This window comes from Paenibacillus xylanexedens, from assembly GCF_007676705.1.
Lineage (GTDB): Bacteria > Bacillota > Bacilli > Paenibacillales > Paenibacillaceae > Paenibacillus > Paenibacillus xylanexedens_C.
Genome location: NZ_VEBF01000008.1, coordinates 36,213 through 58,691, shown reverse-complemented (window position 1 = coordinate 58,691; position 22,479 = coordinate 36,213). Strand labels below are relative to the sequence as shown.

Sequence of the window (22,479 nt, the reverse complement as noted above, 5' to 3'; positions counted from 1 at the left end):
GCTACTACGATATCGTTTGTTGCGCTTTTTACAGTATTAATATAAATATGAAAAGCATAGCTTGCTGGATCAGTCCCTACTCCAGTCGTATCCTTTCAATTCAATCATAGAATTGGGACCAGGAAAGGATAATTCTATCTTTTGGTCCATATAGGATACGGTTACTCTTGATTCTGTAATAGATCGAAATCTGGTATTTAATAGACGACCATTTTCCCATTCCAGATCTATTTCAAACCCGCCACGTGCCCGAATACCACGAATATATCCTTTCGGCCACGCTGCAGGTAAAGCAGGTAACAATCTGATTACGTCGTCATGGCTCTGGAGAAGCATCTCTGCTATCCCTGCAGTACCTCCAAAGTTCCCATCAATTTGAAATGGAGGATGGTCACAAAACAGATTGGGTAACGTGGAGGAACGTAGAAGTTCCACGATGTTATCGTGTGCAAGTTCCGACTCCTCTAATCGTGCCCACATGTTGAGAATCCACGCCCTGCTCCATCCAGTGTGTCCACCACCGTGCTCCAATCTTCTGTCCAGTGTCACGCGAGCTGCATTAGCCAGATCAGGCGTAGATTGCAACGTAATTTGCGTTCCAGGATGCAAAGCGAATAAATGGGAAATATGTCTGTGGCCAGGTTCCAATTCATCATAATCGTTACTCCACTCTTGGATCTGGCCATGTTTTCCAATGCAGGTCTCCGGTATTTTGGTCAAAGCACTACGAAGTACTTCTCCGAATTCCTGATCTTCTTGCAAGATCAGGGTACTTTCAATGCAACGCGTGAAGAGTTCTCTAATAATCTGATTGTCCATTGAAGCCCCAAAACATAAAGCCCCCGACTCTCCATTTTCTAATATATAGCGATTTTCCGGTGAGGACGAAGGACATATCACCCAGTTGCCGGAAGGATCCTCTATTAGATAATCCAGAATAAACATAGCCGCATCCTTCATCGTGGAGTAAACTTTTTTGAGAAACTGAACATCCTTATTGTATTCGTAGTGGTCCCACAGATGTAATGAGAGCCATGCTCCTCCCATGGTCCAAAACGTCGATGTCATGCATACATCCTGCGGAGCAGCGTCTGCCCATATATCCGAATTGTGATGAGCAACGAACCCCTTGCATCCATACATCATGCTAGCGGTTTCTTTTCCCCGGACTTGCAGTCGATCTATAAAATCAAACAATGGAACGTGACATTCAGACAGATTGCAGCTTTCTGCAGGCCAGTAGTTCATCTGTGTATTAATATTAATTGTATATTTGCTATCCCATACAGGAAGCATGTCTTTATTCCATATCCCTTGAAGATTTGCCGGTAAAGAGCCTGGTCGGCTGCTTGAGATAAGCAGATAGCGACCAAATTGAAAGTATAGACTCATTAATTCCGGATCATGCTTACCAGCTCTAAGCCGTTCAAGGCGCTGATCGATTGGAAGTTCGGAACATATCACATCTTTATTTTCATCTTCGAGATGTATATCCATCTTTTTGAATAAGGATTGATAGTCCGAGACATGACTCGCCAGCAGTTCGCTATATGGCTTTGCTGAAGCGGCCTCAATTCTGCGGAGGCACTCCGCTTCAAGTTGTTCCTTGGGTACTCGGAAATCTGTGCAAGCCGAGATTAGAATTGTTGCTGAATTACCATTCTTCAGAGAAAGCTGACCGCTTGAATAGTGAACCTGTCCTCCTTCAGATATAAGGCGTATCGCGCAACAAAATCGAATTCCTTCTTCGCCCCCACTTCTTCCTCGGATAATCAAATTATTCGTTCCATGCTTCTCGATTCGGTCCAGATAGGATTGGAAACCAACAGGATGCTTAAGAATATCGGAATATCGTGTGGATTCCAGAACAGTTCCCCTGCCAAAAATAGTGGAGAAAGATAACTTTCCAGGCATGCTAGAGTTGAGATGAACAACGAGCACTTGATCCGGGTAGCTGGCAAAATAATCACGGCTGTATATGGATTGATCTGCCATATAATTCACGTTTACCTTGCCTTGTTCCAGATCGAGATGTCTATGATATTCGTTCGGTTCATGTTCACTATGATCCATAGCGATATACAAATCCCCTAATGGCTCATAATGTCTTTGCCCGTCAGGAACACCTACCAGAGTAACTGCTGCGAGTTCTTCTGCTTCACTAATCTTGCCATTAAAAATCAGGCTTCTGATCTGAGATAAAGATTCAAGTGCTTGAGGATTATTCCGCTGCATCGGACCACCATACCACAGACTATCTTCATTAAGCTGAATTCTTTCGAGCTGTGTTTTCCCAAAAATCATGCCTCCAAGAGTTCCATTTCCGATAGGTAATGCCTCTTCCCATGTTCCAGCAGGTTGATTAAACCAGATATTTTTGGTCTTCACGTTAAACCCTCCAACGAATTATAATTCCTCAAATTTTTGGTGTTTAGTCTGTTCCGTTTGTCTGTTGTTTCAGTGTACTGTAATCTCATGAACATCTAAATGAACAAAATTAACTTGAATTATCACAATCCTATCCCAGCATTAGAGGTGTTTTATCGTAAATTCCGAAACTGACAGTACAATTTTTTGTTCTGTGTAAGGAAGTATAGATATTGGCAATAAAAAAAGCCGCTATAATAGCGACTCTGTTTCGTTCATTCCATTTAGTTAACGTGAAAAACTTGACTTAAGTTATAGGATATTTCGCTCCATTTGTTGCATCAATTGCCTCAATATCAGCCGATCTTCCGAAGAAATGGATTGAAGTAATTTCTCTTGTTGCTCTTTCCATTTACACTCAACCGGTTTTTCTAATTCTTTGCCCTTATCGGTTAGAAAGATACGCATGATCCTTGCATCCTGTACATCACGTTTGCGATAGATAAATCCGTTCTGCTCCAGTGATTTGACCATGTTCGTAACCGTTGGTGGTTCGCATTTCATATGTTCACTTAGTTGCATCTGTGTTACCCCATCACCCAACCACAGCCGATACAACAAATTATCTTGTCCTACATAGAGATTAAGTTCCCGAAGAGATTCACTATAATTTCGACGCATTTGGGAGGAAATTCGATCTAAGGACTGTCGAATATCACAATCTACTGCATCTGTCATGAACGATCCCTCCCTAGCATCCGAATTATATTTAGCAGACTAAATGTATCATGGGGATATATAAGTGTCAATTCACCTTAGTGTCGTCTTTAAGAGCTATTTCCTATCCAAGTTTCACAACAAAGATTGGTTGGTCCTTTATTTTTTGGCAAAACCTTGCTTGTTCAAATAGGCCATCATTTGCGGTTGAATACTTCTCTCGAGGTGATCCTGGATATGGTCACTCCATCCTTTTACTTTTTTTACGGTGAAAGGAGCTCTCGTCGGACGATTTTCATAATACTTCAGCATGGTCTCATCATAGATTGCTAATTTCTCTTGATCCATTGGTTGGTATTGATTATCAAGCAATACCATGGATTGGGGGAGCCGTGGTTTCAGTTCCGGCTTATCTCCAGCTGGATTACCGATACATAATCCCACCAGAGGGATAACATATTTAGGTAAATTCAATACGTCAGATAGTTCGCTAATATTGGCTCTGACCCCACCAATGAACACTCCGCCAAGTCCCATCGATTCGGCCGCGGTTAACGCATTTTGTGCCATCAGGCCGGCATCGAATGAACCAATCAACAGAAATTCAATATATTCAATATCCACATCCGGAGCGATTTCATGATCTCGGTTGAAATCTGCACAGAAGATCCAGAATTCTGCCGCTTCTTCAATATAGGGTTGATCGACGCAGAGATGTCTGACTTTTTTTCGAAGAACTGGATCTGTGATGCGAATAATGGATACAGCCTGAAGAAGACTGAACGATGAAGTTTGATTCGCTGCTTGAAAAATTGCATCTCGTTGTTCCGCAGTCAGAGGTTGAGATGTGTAAGAACGATACGATGTATGGTTATGAAGCAATTCGAGTGTGTTATTCATAAAATCCCTCTCCTCTATCTATCTGGTTATTTCATTTCCCGCATTCCATATTCATAAGGAACACCCATATTCTCGCGTAGTGTTTTTCCTTCATATTCCTTATGGAACAAACCGCGCTCCTGCAAGATAGGTACTACCTGATTCACAAAATCTGCAACGCCATCAAAAGATACATCGGGCACGACTGAGAATCCGTCACATGCTTCAGCCAAAAACCATTCTTCCAAGAAGTCAGCAACCTGTGTCGGGGTGCCTGCAACGACCGGATGATAGTTGATGACCCCGTGAGCGAGAACATCCCGTACAGAGAGTCCTTCTTTTAATAACTTTAAGGCTCTCGGAGAACGTGGGTCCATGGGGTTGGCATATGCGTTTTTCAACAAGTCTGCCGCTAAAGGTTGATCTATATCTACTGAGTTTACCGATAAGGGTAAACCAACCATGGAGCCGAGGTAACTTACCCTGCTAGGGATTTCCTGGGGATTGAAGCTCATAAGCTGTTTCCGACGATCCAGAGCTTCTTCCTCCGTTGAAGCCAGAGAAAACATAAAACCTGCAAACATTTTGATATCATCGGGGTTTCGACCGAAACGGGCAGCACTTTGCCTTATGGCTTGTCTGTGTTCACGGGCAGACGTAATATCATAAGGATTGGCATACACTCCCGAAGCATATTTCCCAGCTAATTCTAATCCTTCACCTCCTCCTCCTGCCTGGAAAATAACTGGCTGCCCTTGCTCAGACGGGGGAATGGGCAAAGGACCACGAGATGCATAATATTGACCCTGAAGGTTTATAGGCTGGATTTTGTCCATATCCGCAAATTCCCCTCCTTCTACATCTAACGTCCAAGCGTCTTGTTCCCAACTCCCCCACAAAGCCTGAACAATTTGTATGCTTTCATGTGCCTTGTCATAGCGTTCTTGGCGATTTTCAACCCGGGCACCGAAATTAGCCGCCGCTAGGGGGTCGGAGGTGGTGACCGCATTCCATCCCACACGTCCATGACTGATAACATCCAAAGCTTTAAACTGACGTGCAATGTTGTAGGGATAATTAAATGTTGTTGAGAGGGTAGCAACAAGCCCGATGTGTTGTGTCTCTCTTGCTACTGCCATCAATGCCAACATGGGGTCCATAGGGAACATAGGCGTCTGGGGCCCTAAATTATTGGATAATCCTGGAGTGTCAGCGATGAAAATCATTTGAAATTTTCCTTGTTCAGCTAATTTAGCCCGTTCTACATAACTATCCATATTGGTATAAGCTGCTGGATCCGTCCCAGGCATTCTCCATGCGCTAAATTCGGCTCCATAACCCGAAACCATCTGTAAAGCCAGTTGCATTTCACTTCTTTTTTTCATAACGATTTTCTCCTTGAAGATTATAGATATTGACGTTCACCGGTCTGAGCTGATTTCTCGACGGCATCCAGTAACTGATGAAGTTTCACCGCATCCGCGAAAGTAGGTGCTAAGGTAGTACCTTCTTGAATATCTTTGGCGAACTTACGATAAGCCTGAGCCATGTTCAGAACAAATCCAGAGTCGGTTTTAAGTGAATCAGGAACATAGTAATAGGAATCAGGAATACTAAGTTCACGAAGTTCGTTGTCCATTGATCCTGCACCGTGTAATTGATGTGATCCGAATTGAATGGATGCAGGGGCGCTCAGCACAATCATGCCGTTGTCTCCGAAAATTTCTAGTGTGAGTCCTGTCTGATGTTTAACTCCACCTTGAATATGAACGCTGGCTGCTGCCCCATTAGTCAATTTTCCAGTAATCATGATCTGATCATCCGTTGTTTTCTCGATGACTTTCTGAATATCTACCAATTCAACTTCTGGAAACTGTTGAGCTGTGGTGGCAGACAATTCTGTAAAGTCCCCAAGCATGTAAGTGAAGGCATCCAGATTATGTCCCCCTACAATGGTCAGCAAGTTCCCTCCAACTTTCCGATCATACAAGTACGCAGTCGACTTGTCACCAACGCCACCCATGCCATCTATAGAGATCTTCAGGTTGGCAGACAACACTTTCCCAACATAACCCTCTGCCAATAGATCTTTCACATACTGAATTGCTGGTGCTTGTCTGGCTTGAAGTCCAATCGCATTTGGCAATTGGGCAGAGGATACCCACTCCTGCATTTCGAGCGCTTCCTCTGTATTAGAACCCAGGGGCCATTCACAATAGATTGGTTTGCCAGCAGGAGCGATGGCTTTGACTGCATTATAATGCTCCCTAACGTTAATGCTAACAACCACCATATCAACATCGGTATGATGAGCCAATTCCTCGATGTTATCAAATCCGTGATCTGCGCGGAAAGCTTCTGCGCTCTTCTTCGCACTTGCCATATTACTTGTTCCCACTGCGGTAAGCTCATACTCATCCAGGTGCTCAATCGCTGGAATATGAGTGCCACTTGCCCATCCGTTATTAATTGAAGCTCCTATGATTCCTGTACGAATTTTTTTACTCATTATTAAACATCTCCCTTTTTTATAGTTCACGGTAAGATCGAATATCAGTTTTTCTCCAACCATGTATATCTAAACAACGCATCCTTATTTCCTTCTACTTGCTGTATGCCCTTATCAGTCACTCCTTTCTATGATATATTTATTTAGCTTGCTAACTATAGAATCAAGATATCATTATTATTCTTTTACATTTTAGGTAAACTAAAATTGTTTTGGTGTTGACACCATCATAGGTGTATTCGTTTTGTTTGCAAAGAGGGCAATTTAAATGAACATAGTACATCTTTTTGTACCTTTGGATCAGGAGTGATATCAATGAGAGTATGCAACGAAGGATTTGATCAAGAGTTTATAGATGGAAAAAGTGACATGTACGCCATAGCGTTTACTCAGAATGTCCTTTCCGGGCGTTGGAAATATTTTATATTATGGTATCTAAAAGACGAAACACGTCGATATACGGATATCAAAAAATTCCTTGGAGATCTGTCTCAAGGCTCTCTCACGAAGCAGCTTAAAGAGTTGGAGAATGATGGCGTTATTCAACGTGATGTATATCCGGAAGTTCCTCCACGGGTCGAGTACTCGTTAACAGACAAGGGAATCAAGTTACTTCCGATCCTTGAAAAGATGGCGGACTTCGGTAGCGAATACGGTGAGACAACGTAAGCTTAGATACAACGTCTAAAACATGTTTTATAAGCTTGAATTCAGTCAACAATAGAAGAAATCATCTTCAAGGGAGAGATTTCATGTGTTGTTGAATGTTATTTTAGGTTTTGTAATCCCTGTTGTCATCGGTTGCTGGATATTAAGAAAGAGCCTCAAATTGCTCCTGATCTTTTTTCCGTTTGGTGTAGCAACATCCACCGTATTCAATAATATTGGTTTTAATTACTTTTGGCGCCTTGAGCCGGAATTTACGAACCGTTCTTTTTCAGCTCTGCCTTTTGATCTGGGCCTCTTCCCTATGGCTGGATGTCTCATGATATACTATGTTAACAGGCATCGAGCACATCCATGGTTAGCTGCAATTGTGTCGGCTCTCATCTTGACTATTGTAGAATGGATCTCCAAAGAAAACGGGAAAGTATCGTATTTTAATGGCTGGAATATCATCTGGTCTTACGTTTCATATTTAGTTCCCATGGTGATGGCTTATCTATACAGTTTGATTTTCTTCAAAGTATTCAAAGCGCGTAACCCTTCATAAGCATGTACTTGCTTTTGGTATGGTTCTGACTATCGCCTCTTTCCGACTTCTCCACCTATAAAAAAAGTCCTGCTAGAAGTAGCAGAACTGCAATTCATTGATTATCACTTTCTGGCTCGAAAATTCCGTATCCATTTTTTCCGTTCTTTTTAATTTTGTACATGGCTCGGTCGGCATGTCTCAAAAGTTCGGAAGGTTCCAGCCCATGCTTCGGAAAGAGGCTAATGCCAATACTCATCGAAAGGTTGATATAATTCACGGAAACTTTGAAATGGGTGCTGAATGCAGCGTCCAATTGTTTGGCAATTACTTCCGCATCGTGATCATCCTTTAGATGGCTTAATATGATGAATTCGTCCCCGCCGAGCCGAGCCACCGTGTCCGTACTTGGAATCGTTTCTTTTAATCGCTTTGCCATCTCCAGCAATACTTGATCACCAACATCGTGTCCATATGTATCATTCACTTGTTTGAAACCGTCGGCATCTACAAACATGACGGCTAGTTTGCCATCATTTCTCTTGGCATCGCTGATGGCCCATGCAAGACGGTCATTGTAAGCAAGACGATTAGGCAGACCGGTAAGTGGATCATGCAGAGACATATGCTTGCTGATCTTCTCGGAGATTTTAATTTTGGCGTACTCCGTCTCCAGTTCCTTAATCAAGTTTTTAAGTTTATATACCCTTGTATTCACGTTTGTCATGTCACTAATCTGAATAAGGGCATAACTGCGATCTTCCTGATAGAGCGGGTCAACATTCATGTTTTGTCTTAATAAATGCTCATCCTCGCCTTCCTTCGGAAGAATAAAGGCCTTATGTAGAGCGCTTGAGCAAAATCTGCTTTGACCATGATACAGCGCATTTTGCAAAATATTTAAATACATATTTGACTTAAACCGTGGGCAGACCTCAAGCAGATTTAAGCCCACTACCTCTTCTACATTCTTGCCAGTAAAGCGCTCCAACCAGGCATTCCACACAACAACTTTCAAATGCCTGTCCACGATCATTATTCCCATATGGGCTTTGTTCAAAGCTTGTGAAATAAGATTATCCATTGTCCGCCTCCAACAAAGCGTCCATTTTTGCCAGCAGGCTCGATATGGAGTTCATGCTCAATGCTATGACAATGATACCTGTCACATCCGTATCGGCAAGTAAAAACGAGGTATGTAAAACCAGGACATAGACTTCATTCTGAAGCAATATTTGTTGATCGGAATTGGTGACATAGATCAGTTCAATATCAGGCAGGACGTATTCCAGTTTGATCTCCAGGAAATTTCCGAATTCTCCAATAATGGCGTTAAGCAGGACATTGCTAACTTCTTTTAACACATCCAGATCTGTATCCATCAGTTTGGGATCATCCGGCATAACGGTCTCACCCAGTTCTCCAAGACAGATATTGGCCAATACTTTAGCCTGCTCCACAGGAAACATCAAAAATGCTTTTCCCTGAAATTCGTAGCCAAACTGCAAGGATGATCTGAACAAATGACCTTCACTGAAGAAAATGTTGTATCTTCGATCACCAGGATCAACATCGGAGATGGAGATCAGTTCCACTTCCGGAATGCTCAGAACAATATGCTTGTCAACAATCTCCGATAACATATTGGCCGCTTGTCCTACGTAAACATTCACAAGTTCGGTAAGTAAATCCTTCTGCATATCATTCAGCATAATGGGCCGTCCGGATCATTTGAATCAATGTAGTTGCTTTTTCCGCAGTTAACGGTTTATTCAAAAATCCGGAGACGCCCAGACTCTCCACTTCTTCCCTGGTCGTCTTCTGTATATCTGCAGATAGAATAATAATTTTGACTTTGCTATCCACTTCCCTGATCATTCGGAGCATCTCTTGTCCGTTCAAGTCGGGCATCAGCAGGTCGGTCGTTATAAAATCAGGTTTGAATTCCTGAAATAGGTTGTATCCTTGCTCTCCATTATTAGCAATCTGAATCTCGCATTCGGGAAAATGATCAACAATCAGCTTCCGAAGCAATTTTTGTACAAAGATGGAGTCTTCCACGATTAATACTTTCATTTTCTCTTCAGTCTCCTCGATTAAATGGTAAAGAACTCGGGATTGTCAGGCGCTATGGACAGTTCTTGATAAAGGGCTTTCGCGCACAGTAGCACCCTGAAAAGAGACTGACTGGTGAAACAAGTAAATATAAATTATAGTAACTTTAATTTAATTGTCAACAATATTATTTGAATAAACTAGATTAGCGCACAATTGACATGATATGGCGTTCCGTTTGAAAAACATGAAAAAAACGGTCACCATAGTGACCGTTTTTGATCGGTTAACTGCAACTGCATCTAAGTTTACTCTTTTACCCCACCAAGCTGCAAGCCATGAACAAAATACTTCTGCAAGAATGGATAGACGACCAGGATCGGCAATGCCGCTACAATCGTAATGGCTGCCCGGATCGATACCGGAGTGACCATGTTACGTGCAGCACCAAGATCTGCACCATTGGCAACCGCAGCGCTGCTGTTAGAGTTCATGGAAGAGGACAGCAGTTTCATCAACTCATATTGCAGGGTACTCAGGTTTTGCTTGGAAGAGGCGTACAGAAACGTATCGAACCAGGAGTTCCATTGACCGACTGCAATGAACAGGGCAACGGTAGCCAGAACCGGTTGGCACAGCGGTAGAATAATCGATATGAATGTTCTAAAATCTCCAGCACCATCGATTTTGGCTGATTCGATCAATCCTTCGGGTAGTGTCTGGATATAAGTTCGAATAACAATCATATTGAAGGCACTGATCAGTCCAGGAATAATATAGACCAGGAAGTTATTTAACAAGTGTAAGTCTTTCATCAAGAAGTAGGTTGGAATAAGTCCTGCACTGAAATACATCGTAAGGACAACAAAAATGGTGATTGGTTTACGTAATATATAATCTTTTCGACTTAATGTGTACGCTAGCATGGAGGTCAGAAACAGACTTAAGACTGTTCCCAGAACCGTTCTCGCCACCGAGATACCAAAGGCGCTAAAGATAGTCCCTCCTGCAAATACAGCCCTGTAGTTTTGATCTGTCCATACCCGAGGCCACAGATAAATCCCGCCCCGGATGGTGTCATTACCGGCATTGAGCGATACGGCGAGTGTATTCACAAACGGATACAGGGTAACAATCGCGATCGCGATCATCAGCACACCGTTTAACGTATGGAAGACAATCGGCTCAAGCCGAGATTTATTGATTCCCATCTCTAGTCCCCCTTATATTAATCGGTCTTCCCCGAGTCGTTTGGATATAGAATTCGCCGCAAAGATCAGCGTAATACTAACTACCGTCTTGAAGATACCTGCTGCGGTAGCCAAAGAGTAGTTCCCGATCTGTAGTCCGTATTTCAGGACAAATATATCTATCGTCTGTGACCAGTCCACAACCACACCGTTACCCAACAGATACTGAACTTCGAATCCAGCTTCCAAGATCCAGCCCATATTCATGATCAGCAAAATGATAACAATGGATTTGATGCCAGGCAAGGTCACATACAGCATTTTCTTATATCGGTTTGCACCATCGATCTCTGCCGCTTCATAGAGCGAAGGATCGATAGAAGTAATGGCCGCCAAATAGATAATGGCATTCCAGCCTACTTCTTTCCACACATGAGATGCGCCTACAATACCCCAGAAGTATTCGGGAACACTGAGCCACATGATAGGTTCTTGAATGATATTCAACTTCATGAGTACCACATTGACGATCCCGCCGTCCACAGACAGTGAACTTGCCACGATGCCTGTCACGATGATCCATGAGAGAAAGTGAGGCAAATAAGATATGGTTTGGATGGTTCGCTTATATAACTTATGTTTGATCTCGTTAAGTAAAATGGCAAATATAATCGCTGTCGCAAATCCGAGCACCATATTGATTACACTCATCGCAATGGTATTACGAAGCACATTTAGAAATGCATCGTCTGTCAGCAAAAACTTGAAGTGCTTGAGCCCTACCCATTCCTGCTGGGAGAAACTCTTGGCAGGACTATAATTCTGAAAAGCCATAACCCAACCCCAAATGGGGTAATACGAGAATACGAGAATGTACGCAACGATAGGCAATGACATGAACATCAGTTGTCTTTGACCGCGTAACCGTTTTAATATGGGTGTTTTGGCAACGGCTGTGCGGGTTGATTGCTCCGGTATGGCTCCAGGCGTGTTCGCCATGTTTCACTCCTCCTATTGGCTTGCAGCGACATTATGCATGATTGTCCCGGAAGGCACTCTCGGAGTAAGCCTCTGGTTGGTACCTTCCGAGGGAATCATTGCCGCATTTTTTTATTTAACAGACCAGTTTTCAATTCTCCATTTCAGTTGTTCATTAATCCGGTCTTCATAGGATTTAACATTGATTTTCTTGTAAGCGTCTACATATTCGTTCCAAATGTTATCAAACTCATCCGGTTTCGACATGATCGCCTTAGGCAAAAATTTCAATGAAGTGTCTGTCATTTGCTTGTTCGCTACCGCAGCATCAGAGCCTTCTTTCAGATCGACCTGCCATGCTGGATAGTACACTGGATTCTCTGGTGCAGGGGAGAAGAAGTCACTCCACGTTTTGAAGCCATAAGCATCCAGAAGTTCTTTATCTTCCGGTTTGAGGTTGTCATAGAATTCCTCAGGTTGGTTGATTGCTCCAATCGCATTGCCATCTTCAAATGTTCCTTCGAGCTTTGGTGCCGCAGCGTAGAAACCTTCTGCTTTGTTGACCAATCTCCATGCCGGATCATCCTGCTCTTTCCGTTGCTCTGGCGTACGATAGAATCTTCCCTCTTCATTCACCTGATAGTCTACACCCTCTTCACCCCATGAAAGGAGCTTCTGGTACTTCTCGTCCATAAGCTTATCGAGGAATTTGATGAGTGCGACAGGATCTTCAGCATCTTTACTGATACCAAAACCATTGTTCAAGTTAATAACCGGACGATCCAGGTAATGATCTTTAATACTTGTATCATAGACTAGCGGGAAGCCTACGTATGTCTGGCCAATCTTGCCCTGTGCTACGAGTGGGTCTTCTCCGGCTTGGAAATTCCAGTGCTGATCGAACATGCCAAGCACTCGACCCGAAGAAATTTTGGCCAAATATTGATCGTAGTTCTGAACAAAGGCTTCTTTATCAAGCAATCCATCATTGTACATTTTGTTCAGTTCCTTATAATACCGTTTGGAGATGTCCTTGTCGGCAAAAACGGTTGCGACTCCATTATCATCTACGACTACACCCCCGTCATTGGGGTGACCCGTAAGATGTTCAGGTGGGTTAAGCAAAGGGAACGTCCGCCAGTCTGAAGCCAATGTAGTGAAACCAATCGTCGGTTGACCATCAATAGTTGGATTCTTGGCTGCATAATCACGGATCAACTTTGTGAAATCATCCAACGTTTTAGGAGTCGGGTATCCGGCATCCTTCAGTATCGACTTTTGAATCCAGAATGCAGGACCAGAATAATAGTTACTAATGAACTCCCCTGTATACACTCCATAGTTAGGCAACCAGTAAATATGTCCATCACTGGAGTCTTTCATCCGGTTCCAGTCTTTACCGAAATGTTTCTTCAGATTAGGTGCATGCTCTTCAATGAGATCTTCGAGCGGAATAACCGCACCGGCTGATACCAATTTGGTATCTGCTGTGATCAAGTCAGGGAAATCGCCACCGGCAATCATAACGCCGAGCTTCTGTTGAAGATCACCCACAAGAAACTCCATCTCAAGATTAACGCCGAGTTCATCCTGGATCTTCTTGTAGATTCGGTTATCTTTAGCTGGCGCCTGATTTGGCGTTCCGATAAAGGCCGAGATGTTCAGTACCTCTTTCCCATCCTTTGTAGTCGCTTTCTCATTGTCACCGCTGCATCCTGCCAGTGCCAAACTCAAAGCCAGAACGAGTGATACGGAACCCCAAAGCTTCTTTTTCTTAAGTCCCCCCATGTATTTGCCCTCCTTGGAAGTGGTATGTCTTACTGTTTTTAGTATGAAGAAATGTATGCGGTTACAAAATATATACATTTAAGGTCTACCCCCCTGTAATTGTAGGTCTTATTCAGGAGGGGTTCTTCTTTTTCATGGATCAATTCGCATACTTTTGCCTGTATTCTACAGGTTTCATGGCTGTTCGTTTTTCGAAGTGTCTGAGAAAATGCTGGTAACTGCGGTACCCTACGTGTTCTGCAATCGCACTTGATGTTTGATTCGTCTGCTGGAGGAGACGCTTCGCTTCTTCCATTCTTAGATCATGTACTACCTCGATTACACCCTTACCATACTTTCGCAAAAAGGATTGCCCTAAATGGACAGGATTCACGTAGAATCGTTCTGCGAGCTCCTGGATCGTAAATGTCTCCCTGTAATGCATCTGCACATATTCAGCAACCGTCGCCTGGATGCCACCCATTTGCCTCTCCCGGAAAATAACCAGTTCTGACTTGCATTGCAAACAGAAATGCTCCAGATTGTTAGCAACCTCTTCTATATTTCGATGGCCCTTCTCCAGAATTCCACTCGCCAATTCGTTCATTAGAGCATTAGGTTCTCCTCCTAATTCTCTACACAGGGACAATCCGCGGAATATAATATGGGTAGAGAAAATATGTACAATCTCTGGCGCAGCCTTCATCTGTACAAACAGTTCAAAAGCACTCCGAATCGCAGACGAGAGTTCCTCTACAGAACCGTTTTCAAGCAAATCGCAAATATGGTCCACCTCTGACAGCGTTTCCGGATCAAACTGCCAATTCTCCAGCTGAATATCTTCGGCAAACAAAAGACGCTCTTGGTTAAAAAATAAATAACGCCCAACTTCCTGAGCGGAGCGGAAGGATTCAGATAAATGCTCCAGTTTGTTGACCGTTAATCCAACCGCGATATGAATTTCTTCGCAGCCGTTATGTTGCATATTGTTCATCAAACGCTGGGTAAAAGCTTTAATTTCTTCAAATGTCTCATTTCTATCATTCGTTTCCTCCCCCCATACAAGTCCCAATGAGTCTCTTGTTCTGTCTATCACATAACAGCAAGTTGTTTCTTCAGCCGTTTGTTCGGCTACTGAACAGACTTCCTGAATATCTCCCTGAAAGGCTATCCGCAGGTATGCCCAATGGGACTTGTTTAAACGAGGAAAGATCTCTGACATCTCCTCCTCCGATATATTTTGCTTATCCTTAATCAGTGCAGACAAAAACGCTTTGATCCTTTGCTCGTTTGCATGTTCCCTTATACGCTCCTGGTTTTCACGCTCCTGCAATTGCATACGGAGACGGACCAACATATCCTCTGCTTCTGTACTATCAACCGGTTTGGTTAAATAGTTGGAGACACCTAATCGAATAGCTTGTCTGGCATAATTAAAGTCACTGTATCCACTCGTGATGACAAACAGCACAGAATCATGTTCCAATCGTCGTGCTTCTTCTACAAGTTCCAGCCCATTCATCACAGGCATACGAATGTCTGTCACCACGAGATCAGGTCGATCTTGTTCCATCATCCGAATGGCTTCCTCACCGTTGGCGCACACGCCTCTGATTTCGAAACCATACTTTTCCCAATTGATCAGAAGCTGTAACCCTTCAATGGCATACGGTTCATCATCGACTAACAGTACTTTATACATGAGAGTTTACCTCCTATTTCCTCTGTTCCAGCTTGGAGATCGGTATACGGTACCCTGCAATGGTTTCCTTTCCAGGTACACTGCTTAGATCAAATATCGCATTTCCTTCATAAAAGAGTTCCAACCTGCGGTAGACATTGCGGAGTCCTACATGCTCGCCGTTCCTGGGTCTTTCAGAACGAATATCTCGCAGGAGCTCTGTTAGTCTCCCTGCATCCATACCGATTCCATTATCGATCACCTGAATAACCAGTTCAGAAGCGTTTTGTCTCGCCGTTATCTTGATCTCTCTTCCATTTTTTCGCGCCTGCAAGCCGTGTTTGCAGGCATTTTCGACGAGTGGTTGAATACTCATTCGGGGAATGAGCAACGAAGCTGCATCAGGATCAACCTCGAAGGTGTAATCAAACAGCTCTCCAAAGCGAAACTTCTCAATCTGGAGATAAAGATTCGTAAATTGCAGCTCTTCTTGCAAAGGAATCAGATTGTCAGAATGACTGAGCAACTGTCTCATCAGTTTGGACAGACTTTTGATAATCTCAATTACTTCTGTATATCCATTCTTCGTACTAACGACCAGCAAAGCATTCAATGTGTTAAATAAAAAATGAGGATTCATCTGACTCTGAAGCATGGACAATTCAGTCCTCACTTGATCCAGCTCCAGATCTTTTTGACGGATTTCCAGTTTATATACGTCATTAATCAGCGTATGAATTTTACCAATCATGATGTTAAATGTACGAATAAGCCCGCCAATTTCGTCGCGTCCTTCGTGAATTTCAATCAGATCGAATCGTTCGTTACGAACCTTCTCCATATGTCTGGATAGCTTGCGAATCCGATAGTGGTAGGACCGCAAAATAATGTAGATCAATACAGAGGGGACCACGATACTTAATGCGAGCAACCCCAGAATTGATTTAAAGGCTTCTTGCAAAAGATGGTCAAGGTGACGCGTATCGGCAACTCCAATCAATTTCCAACCCTTTAGGTAGGCTAGATTCCCCAACGATTTTTCGAGCGTGTAAGCAGAATTGCCAGATTCCTTGAGCATTGATTCATTATCAGGGGGGGATAAGTCCGTTTCGCTGAATTCCCCACTTGAAACGACAGTTCGATTGTTGCTGTCCACCAGACGCAGCTGAAGACTGTCTGATTCACGATTTAAAATGCTATACACCCGGCTAAGTTCCAGATCAATCTTGGAATACTTGTTGTAATTGGCATAGGAAGTATAGGTATCCATTTTGCCAATCACACTGATTCTTCTTCCCGCGTTAAATCCGGATGGCTCAATATAATCAACGACAAGAATGCCTCCACTGGTGGATTTCAGCTGTTTCAATCCAGGGAGTACATTCTTGTCTTTCATCACGATATAATGACTGCCCGTCTGAATGGTATCGTTATCCGTATAGATACGCACCTCCAGAATATTCGCTGACATATACCGTGTTAATTTATCTCGCAGGAATGCATGGTAGACGTTGTAATAATCAACGGGGGAGTGATAGGTCCGATCCAGTGCCTCATAGAGCGAATCGTCTGCTGCAATAATTCGGCTCAGGGCAACGCTCTCATCAATCATGCCTAGCAGTTCCCCCGCAGCCCTGTCGATGGATTTACGCAGATTTTCCTGTTCTCTAATCTTGATATCCGCAGAGGTTCGTTCATAAAAGAAGATATTAATCGTTATTACAGGAAGGAGAATACTAAGTACATAAATAAGCAGAAATTTGGATCGGAGAGGAATATCATTAACCTTACTGAACATCCAGAATTTATGACGCATATGATCACCCTTGGTTTTTGTTTTTATAGACTGACGGAAGCTCCCCTGTATGCGCTCTGAACTTTTGGGTGAAATATTCAGCATCATGATATCCTAGCCTGAATGCAATGTCAGTGATCTTCATATTGGTACGTCGCAGGAGTTTACGGGCCTCCTCAACACGAAGCTGGTGCACATAGTCACTGAAACTGACCCCCATCTCCCGCTTGAACTGTTGACCCAGGTAGGCAGAATTCACGTGAATACGATTAGCTACATCTTGTAATTTAATTTTACTTCGATAGTGTTGCTTCAATTCATTCACTGCTTCTGCAACCAGCCCTCCCGTACCCGTCTTTTGCTTCAATTCAGACTGGGAAAGTTGCTTGGACAGTCGAACACACAGGTCTTGCAATGTGCCGGAAGACCAACTCGCAGCCTCATGCCAATCTTTTTCACATAGTATTTCTCTGCAACCCTCTCTTTTTCCATATTTACGTAGCAACTCCCCATGGATATATCGGATGACATGATGTATCCATTCCAACGAAACCTCTGCTTTCTCACTTTTCTCTAACAGTGCAATCACTGCAATATCGATGGAATACGTGTTTTCTGCTTCAATCAACGCCAAGATCTCTTTGGAGATATTCATCATTTGCTCTAAATCATATTCTTCGTTTATTCGATATTCATTAAGATGATTTTCATAGGCTTCATCTGTAACCGTGACTCCATTTTGCTGTTTTTGCTCATTTCTGCGTTTGTCCAGAGGTTCAATCATTTCCATAAGGATTTGATGGATCTCCTCGGGAACAAGAGGTTTAAGCACGTACTGATCGACCTGATAACGTATGGCTTGCTTCGCGTAATTAAAATCGGAGTATCCTGTAACGATAACAATTTTAGAGGTATAGGCGAGATCTTCTCGCAAGGTGTGAATCAAACCAAGACCATCCATAACAGGCATTTGAATATCAGTGACGACAAGATCCGGTTCAACCGAGTTGAATAGAGCAAGTGCTTCCTCCCCATCCGTTGCCGTTCCGCAGAGTTCATATCCACAAGCTCGCCAGTCAATCATCGTTCTCCATCCTTCTAGCATAAACGGCTCATCATCCGCGACAATGACCTTGTACATTAGCTCACCTCACTTTTATCCTTGATCAGCTGCATGTATTTTATCTATATCAATAGGTAGATTCCAGTTGTTCTGAAAACGCTAAACAGCAGAACAACAGCAGGATTGTTGTCTGCTCGCACAACTTGGAGAACAAAATTTCTACCAGTCTCATCGTCATTTATCAATAACATAGAACATGGTTCCATCGGACCGTACTATAAGAACGCTCCGATTGTAGCGAAGCGCCGGGATAACAATTCAAGTGTACCGCTTACATTTTGGTACAACAACCTGTTAAACTATAGGTTTTCACCCGACAAAGTATAGGTTTAGCTCAGAAGTAATCTATTGCCAGGAAAAAGAGTTTTCATTCTCCACGCACAATACGGAATCCTTGATCGGGACCAAAACCATTTGCATCAAATTTGCCTCGAAATGATATTTCATTGTTATTGACACCGCCGATCCAGCCTCCGCCTTTTACAACTCGCCAGGATTGATTGGGACTCTCCGAATCGCTGTACCAGTCCCAGCACCATTCTCTCACATTCCCAGACATATCATAGATTCCTAACTCATTCGCCTTCTGAGTTCCGACTTTTTTGGTTTGATTACGATTGCTCTCAATAGCGGGCCAGCTCCAGTCACCCGTCAGAATGTTCTCGCCGGCATTTACCCAGTACCAAGCAACTTCATCAGGATTGTTACTTCCGCTGTATGTGTAATTTAAGCTCTTTTGACCTCCGCTTGCAGCGTATTCCCATTCTGCCTCTGTGGGTAAACGGTAACCGTTGGCGTCCTCGTTGATCGTTACATTCCATTTTATAGTGTCATTTTCATTGTGATTATTCGTGTCCTGGTTGTCTTTATCTATATTGTAATAAGGTTTCAGGTTTTCTTTTATACTTTTTTGATTACAGTATTCCACTGCGTCATACCAGCTGACCATTTCAACAGGCAGGTCATCTCCCTTGAAGCCAGAAGGGTTTTCCCCCATAACCTCCATCCATTCTTTTTGAGTTACTTCGTATTTGCCAATATAGAAGGAATCCAGCGTTTCATTCCTATCAATCTGACTCGGCTTACTGCTCTTGAAAGCTCCTCCTTCGACGAATACCAAGTCATCGCTTAATTTCGTATTACTTGCTGAACAAGCACTTAGACTAACAACTATAGCGATTAAAGTTAACCATACCAGCTTCTTCATTCAATTATTCTCCTTTACTAGCTTAAATCCGGCAACGTTGAGGTCCGTTAGTCTGGAGAATAACGTTACTCAACGCTACCGGAAAATTGAATTTCAAATGCAGGTGCAGAAGTTGAACTGCATCACATCATTTTTACCAAACCGTCACGTTTGCGCTTCCGCTACTTTGATAACCTTCCGTTGCCATCACCTGATAGGACCAGCTGTTGCCTAAGTACATCCCTTTGCTCGCCCATGCATTCACATGATTACTGAACGTGATGGTAGAATTGACTCCGATTGGTTTCTTGGTCTGTCTAACACTCCAATACTGAGGGAAAGTCTGAGTACCATCAATGGAAGGTGCATTGTATCTCATCGTTGTATAGATGTCATATGTGCCGCCATCACTAGTCATCGAGCCCTTATACGTTCCGGTAGGACGATACGTTCCCCAGCTATCCACCACGTAATATTCAATTAGAGCGTTTCTAGTCCAACCATAGAAGGTGAGATAGCCGTTACCTGAAGGAGAGAATACGCCGGCATTATAATTGACCACTCGATTAGGCGTACCGTATGTCCACCCTTTCCCGACAACAAAGTTCCCGGTATTTTGCCAATTCACGCTGTAATTCCCGCCTGATCCATTCACGGCGTTGACCGTTCCTCCACCATCTGTCCAATTTTGCCAATAATCTGTTGCTGCGCTTGATGTTGCTGCGAAGACACCAAAACTCATGGAAGCTGCGAGAACAACGGTCATTAATTTTTTGCCAAATTTGAACATGGATGATACCTCCTGATATTTTAATAGATTTGGTTGATGCTACAATCCGATATGAATGTTCTTCAGCAAATTCACTTGAAAAGACGTTGCGAAAACAGATACAGATCGTTCTTCCATACGGGCCAATCATGTCCTCCACTTTCCTCATGCCAAATGTGAGGTACTCCGTGTTGCGCCAAATATTGGTGAACCCCAAGACTAATCTCTATAAGATTGTCCTGCTCACCGCAAGAGATCCATAACAGCGAGAGTAATGAAGGCGCTTTCGAAAGATCAGGGACAAGTAGCTCCGGACTTCTGGTGTTTGGGGCTGCGGAGAAAGCAGCGATCCATGCAAAATGGTCTAGATTACTTAATCCGATATTTAAGGATTGACCTCCACCCATGGATAAACCAGCAATCGCCCTTTTATCCCGGCTTTTATACAAAGGGTAGTTCGACTCCATGTAAGGTATCAAATCGTTGAGCAGATCGGACTCAAACCGTTTAAATGCTTTGATTTTCTCAGGTTCAAACAGGTCTCCTTCGGCTCGGTCATTCGACATTGCGCGACCGTTGGGGAAAACAATAACCATCGGCTCAAGCAAATTATCGTTGTACAGATTATCAAGAATAATTTGCGGAGAACCATGAGTATGCCATTCGGTTTCGTCTCCACCAATACCATGCAAAAGAAAAAGTACAGCATACATCGTTGTCGAAGAAAATTCTGGTGGGGTGTACACCATCGCTTTACGGGAATTGCCAACCGTGGTGGAAGGATACTCTACGGTCTCCATGACTCCACGTGGTATATTCTCCCGATACTGGTCATATCCCGTTACTGCTGGTGAGATCAATTCCATTCTCTTTTCCTCCGAACATATGAGTGACTATCAGTCTTCAGTTAATCCACATAGCCAAAACCTAGAATAGTGAAGCATTTATGTTCATGACCTTCCGCCATTTCGATCTCGATGAAGTGCTCCCCCACATGCTCTTCGTTAAGCAGAAGTGTGGCATGGCAATGGGTCCAGTTCACTTGACGCGGATCGACTTTTTGGACGAATACCCCATCTACCTTGATATGTGCAGTTCCGAATTCGTCGTTACCAGAATCCTTGAAGATCAGAATGAGGCGTTTGCACTGCAAACTTATCCGAAAGCTGCTCTGATCCTCTTTTCCCTCTCCTGTACGCATCCAGTTGTTGGGGAACTGAGGTGTACCATAGTCATGAGCATCCATCTCAGCCATCTGCAGATCCGTGTCCGTTTTACAAAAAGAGCCTGCATCGATTCGGGCAATATTATTGCCGTTTTTCCGATCCAACAGCTTCACATTAACAAATTCATTTCCAATTAGCGGAGCTTTTTCAATATCATGATCTTTCTCATCCCACTCAGAACGATTCGTCACGTCGAACAAATATTCCAAACAATCGGCCATAATTCGATGCCCTATGTTAGTTGGATGATATATATCATGGAAAAATTGCTTTTTGGAAATAACGTTGCCTTCACCTTTTGTCTTGCTGAACTGATCTACGACAGCATCTTTCACACTTACCATTGGCAGATCATAATGCCAGCCTACCGGAGCGAGACGATCCTGTAGATTCCAGTCATTTTCGAATACACTGAATAACAAGATGACCGCTGGCTTGTTATCGGCAGTAAGTGCTTTGAGTACCAGACTCTCGTAACATTTACCTTGGGTTTCATCATCTGCATCATTGACTGCGAATTCGATTATGACAATATCCGGCTGAACGGCACCTCCCCTCAGCACATCACGATCATAACGTACAATCCCCAGTTCTGAAGGAGTTCCACCCACACCTGCTTTAATCAGATGAATCGGACTATCTCTTGAAAGCGCAAACATAAACTTGAACGACTCATACGACCGATAAGCGTAACTTTGGAGATGAATAGGTACTGCACCAGCACCATGGGTAATGGAGCCTCCAATATAAGCGATAACGACAGGTTCGCCGTTTTTTGCCTTCTCAATGGCTCGTTTTAATCTGACATTATTCCCTTTGTTCAGAAGAGATCGGCCAATCATGTCGCGATATCCATGTGACTCAAAATCAATTGCGGGCTTGACTGCCGACGCTGTCACTCCAACTGGATCGCGCGGTGCAGTGAATTCCGTGTTTTCACCTGCATCTCCTGAATCCTGGAGCATAAATCATCATCACATCCTTCCGGTTAGATTCTGACCATCCTCATACAACATTTAAAGGATCACAGCTTGTATTATTATTA

The 22,479-nt window shown here is 43.3% G+C and carries 20 protein-coding genes; 2 read left to right on the top strand and 18 right to left on the bottom strand.

Features of this window, described 5'->3' with window-relative positions; genetic code table 11:
* Window positions 1-69: 69 nt before the first annotated feature.
* From FS628_RS26695 to FS628_RS26675, 5 genes are all read right to left on the bottom strand, one after another.
* Window positions 70-2,388: a glycoside hydrolase family 95 protein gene (locus FS628_RS26695; protein WP_145325991.1), complete on the bottom strand. Its 2,319-nt coding sequence runs from the start codon at window positions 2,386-2,388 to the stop codon at window positions 70-72.
* A 291-nt stretch (window positions 2,389-2,679) separates the two neighbouring features.
* Window positions 2,680-3,105 (bottom strand): MarR family winged helix-turn-helix transcriptional regulator, encoded by a 426-nt coding sequence (locus FS628_RS26690; RefSeq protein ID WP_145325989.1) that lies wholly within the window; start codon window positions 3,103-3,105, stop codon window positions 2,680-2,682.
* A 138-nt stretch (window positions 3,106-3,243) separates the two neighbouring features.
* Window positions 3,244-3,984 (bottom strand): oxygen-insensitive NADPH nitroreductase, encoded by a 741-nt coding sequence (nfsA, locus tag FS628_RS26685; RefSeq protein ID WP_145325987.1) that lies wholly within the window; start codon window positions 3,982-3,984, stop codon window positions 3,244-3,246.
* Window positions 3,985-4,010: 26 nt separating this feature from the next.
* On the bottom strand, window positions 4,011-5,348 hold the full coding sequence (locus tag FS628_RS26680; RefSeq protein ID WP_145325985.1) for an NtaA/DmoA family FMN-dependent monooxygenase: 1,338 nt from the start codon (window positions 5,346-5,348) through the stop codon (window positions 4,011-4,013).
* A gap of 20 nt (window positions 5,349-5,368) precedes the next feature.
* Window positions 5,369-6,472, bottom strand: coding sequence for a Gfo/Idh/MocA family protein (locus FS628_RS26675; RefSeq protein ID WP_186327983.1), 1,104 nt, complete (start codon window positions 6,470-6,472; stop codon window positions 5,369-5,371).
* Between the two features lie 315 nt (window positions 6,473-6,787).
* On the opposite strand from FS628_RS26675, the gene FS628_RS26670 reads away from it, so the two are divergent.
* Together FS628_RS26670 and FS628_RS26665 are read left to right on the top strand one after the other, a co-directional pair.
* On the top strand, window positions 6,788-7,141 hold the full coding sequence (locus FS628_RS26670; protein WP_145325981.1) for a winged helix-turn-helix transcriptional regulator: 354 nt from the start codon (window positions 6,788-6,790) through the stop codon (window positions 7,139-7,141).
* An 85-nt stretch (window positions 7,142-7,226) separates the two neighbouring features.
* Window positions 7,227-7,685 (top strand): CBO0543 family protein, encoded by a 459-nt coding sequence (locus FS628_RS26665; RefSeq protein WP_145325979.1) that lies wholly within the window; start codon window positions 7,227-7,229, stop codon window positions 7,683-7,685.
* Between the two features lie 94 nt (window positions 7,686-7,779).
* On the opposite strand, the gene FS628_RS26660 is transcribed toward FS628_RS26665, so the two are convergent.
* From FS628_RS26660 to FS628_RS26600, 13 genes are all read right to left on the bottom strand, one after another.
* The gene (locus FS628_RS26660) at window positions 7,780-8,748 is read right to left on the bottom strand and encodes a sensor domain-containing diguanylate cyclase (protein ID WP_145325977.1); all 969 of its coding nucleotides are present in this window, start codon (window positions 8,746-8,748) and stop codon (window positions 7,780-7,782) included.
* Window positions 8,741-9,364, bottom strand: a complete 624-nt coding sequence (locus tag FS628_RS26655; RefSeq protein ID WP_260871204.1) for a chemotaxis protein CheC — start codon at window positions 9,362-9,364, stop codon at window positions 8,741-8,743. The genes FS628_RS26660 and FS628_RS26655 overlap by 8 nt, the downstream gene beginning before the upstream one ends.
* Before the next feature lies 1 nt (window position 9,365).
* On the bottom strand, window positions 9,366-9,740 hold the full coding sequence (locus FS628_RS26650) for a response regulator transcription factor (protein WP_145325973.1): 375 nt from the start codon (window positions 9,738-9,740) through the stop codon (window positions 9,366-9,368).
* Window positions 9,741-10,027: 287 nt separating this feature from the next.
* The gene (locus tag FS628_RS26645; protein WP_145325971.1) at window positions 10,028-10,930 is read right to left on the bottom strand and encodes a carbohydrate ABC transporter permease; all 903 of its coding nucleotides are present in this window, start codon (window positions 10,928-10,930) and stop codon (window positions 10,028-10,030) included.
* A 12-nt stretch (window positions 10,931-10,942) separates the two neighbouring features.
* Window positions 10,943-11,908, bottom strand: a complete 966-nt coding sequence (locus tag FS628_RS26640) for an ABC transporter permease (protein WP_145325969.1) — start codon at window positions 11,906-11,908, stop codon at window positions 10,943-10,945.
* Window positions 11,909-12,019: 111 nt separating this feature from the next.
* Complete coding sequence (locus tag FS628_RS26635; protein WP_145325967.1) at window positions 12,020-13,675, bottom strand: ABC transporter substrate-binding protein; 1,656 nt, start codon at window positions 13,673-13,675, stop codon at window positions 12,020-12,022.
* A gap of 139 nt (window positions 13,676-13,814) precedes the next feature.
* Window positions 13,815-15,356, bottom strand: a complete 1,542-nt coding sequence (locus FS628_RS26630; RefSeq protein WP_145325966.1) for a response regulator — start codon at window positions 15,354-15,356, stop codon at window positions 13,815-13,817.
* A gap of 13 nt (window positions 15,357-15,369) precedes the next feature.
* Entirely contained in the window at window positions 15,370-17,151 is a 1,782-nt protein-coding gene (locus FS628_RS26625) for a sensor histidine kinase (protein WP_145325965.1), read from the bottom strand.
* Window positions 17,152-17,155: 4 nt separating this feature from the next.
* On the bottom strand, window positions 17,156-18,271 hold the full coding sequence (locus FS628_RS26620) for a response regulator transcription factor (RefSeq protein ID WP_145325964.1): 1,116 nt from the start codon (window positions 18,269-18,271) through the stop codon (window positions 17,156-17,158).
* Between the two features lie 349 nt (window positions 18,272-18,620).
* On the bottom strand, window positions 18,621-19,460 hold the full coding sequence (locus FS628_RS26615) for a formylglycine-generating enzyme family protein (protein WP_101313768.1): 840 nt from the start codon (window positions 19,458-19,460) through the stop codon (window positions 18,621-18,623).
* A gap of 133 nt (window positions 19,461-19,593) precedes the next feature.
* On the bottom strand, window positions 19,594-20,229 hold the full coding sequence (locus FS628_RS26610; protein WP_100526251.1) for a glycoside hydrolase family 11 protein: 636 nt from the start codon (window positions 20,227-20,229) through the stop codon (window positions 19,594-19,596).
* A 71-nt stretch (window positions 20,230-20,300) separates the two neighbouring features.
* A complete protein-coding gene (locus FS628_RS26605) occupies window positions 20,301-21,074 on the bottom strand; it encodes an alpha/beta hydrolase (RefSeq protein ID WP_145325963.1) in 774 nt (257 codons plus the stop codon).
* A 41-nt stretch (window positions 21,075-21,115) separates the two neighbouring features.
* Window positions 21,116-22,399 (bottom strand): SGNH/GDSL hydrolase family protein, encoded by a 1,284-nt coding sequence (locus tag FS628_RS26600; protein ID WP_145325962.1) that lies wholly within the window; start codon window positions 22,397-22,399, stop codon window positions 21,116-21,118.
* Between the last annotated feature and the right edge of the window lie 80 nt (window positions 22,400-22,479).

Coding starts and splice junctions, on each gene's coding strand:
- FS628_RS26690 (WP_145325989.1), bottom strand. CDS start 3,105: ATGACAGATGCAGTAGATTGTGATATTCGACAGTCCTTAGATCGAATT.
- nfsA (WP_145325987.1), bottom strand. CDS start 3,984: ATGAATAACACACTCGAATTGCTTCATAACCATACATCGTATCGTTCT.
- FS628_RS26680 (WP_145325985.1), bottom strand. CDS start 5,348: ATGAAAAAAAGAAGTGAAATGCAACTGGCTTTACAGATGGTTTCGGGT.
- FS628_RS26675 (WP_186327983.1), bottom strand. CDS start 6,472: ATGAGTAAAAAAATTCGTACAGGAATCATAGGAGCTTCAATTAATAAC.
- FS628_RS26670 (WP_145325981.1), top strand. CDS start 6,788: ATGAGAGTATGCAACGAAGGATTTGATCAAGAGTTTATAGATGGAAAA.
- FS628_RS26660 (WP_145325977.1), bottom strand. CDS start 8,748: ATGGATAATCTTATTTCACAAGCTTTGAACAAAGCCCATATGGGAATA.
- FS628_RS26655 (WP_260871204.1), bottom strand. CDS start 9,364: ATGCAGAAGGATTTACTTACCGAACTTGTGAATGTTTACGTAGGACAA.
- FS628_RS26650 (WP_145325973.1), bottom strand. CDS start 9,740: ATGAAAGTATTAATCGTGGAAGACTCCATCTTTGTACAAAAATTGCTT.
- FS628_RS26645 (WP_145325971.1), bottom strand. CDS start 10,930: ATGGGAATCAATAAATCTCGGCTTGAGCCGATTGTCTTCCATACGTTA.
- FS628_RS26640 (WP_145325969.1), bottom strand. CDS start 11,908: ATGGCGAACACGCCTGGAGCCATACCGGAGCAATCAACCCGCACAGCC.
- FS628_RS26635 (WP_145325967.1), bottom strand. CDS start 13,675: ATGGGGGGACTTAAGAAAAAGAAGCTTTGGGGTTCCGTATCACTCGTT.
- FS628_RS26630 (WP_145325966.1), bottom strand. CDS start 15,356: ATGTATAAAGTACTGTTAGTCGATGATGAACCGTATGCCATTGAAGGG.
- FS628_RS26625 (WP_145325965.1), bottom strand. CDS start 17,151: ATGCGTCATAAATTCTGGATGTTCAGTAAGGTTAATGATATTCCTCTC.
- FS628_RS26620 (WP_145325964.1), bottom strand. CDS start 18,271: ATGTACAAGGTCATTGTCGCGGATGATGAGCCGTTTATGCTAGAAGGA.
- FS628_RS26615 (WP_101313768.1), bottom strand. CDS start 19,460: ATGAAGAAGCTGGTATGGTTAACTTTAATCGCTATAGTTGTTAGTCTA.
- FS628_RS26610 (WP_100526251.1), bottom strand. CDS start 20,229: ATGTTCAAATTTGGCAAAAAATTAATGACCGTTGTTCTCGCAGCTTCC.
- FS628_RS26605 (WP_145325963.1), bottom strand. CDS start 21,074: ATGGAATTGATCTCACCAGCAGTAACGGGATATGACCAGTATCGGGAG.
- FS628_RS26600 (WP_145325962.1), bottom strand. CDS start 22,399: ATGCTCCAGGATTCAGGAGATGCAGGTGAAAACACGGAATTCACTGCA.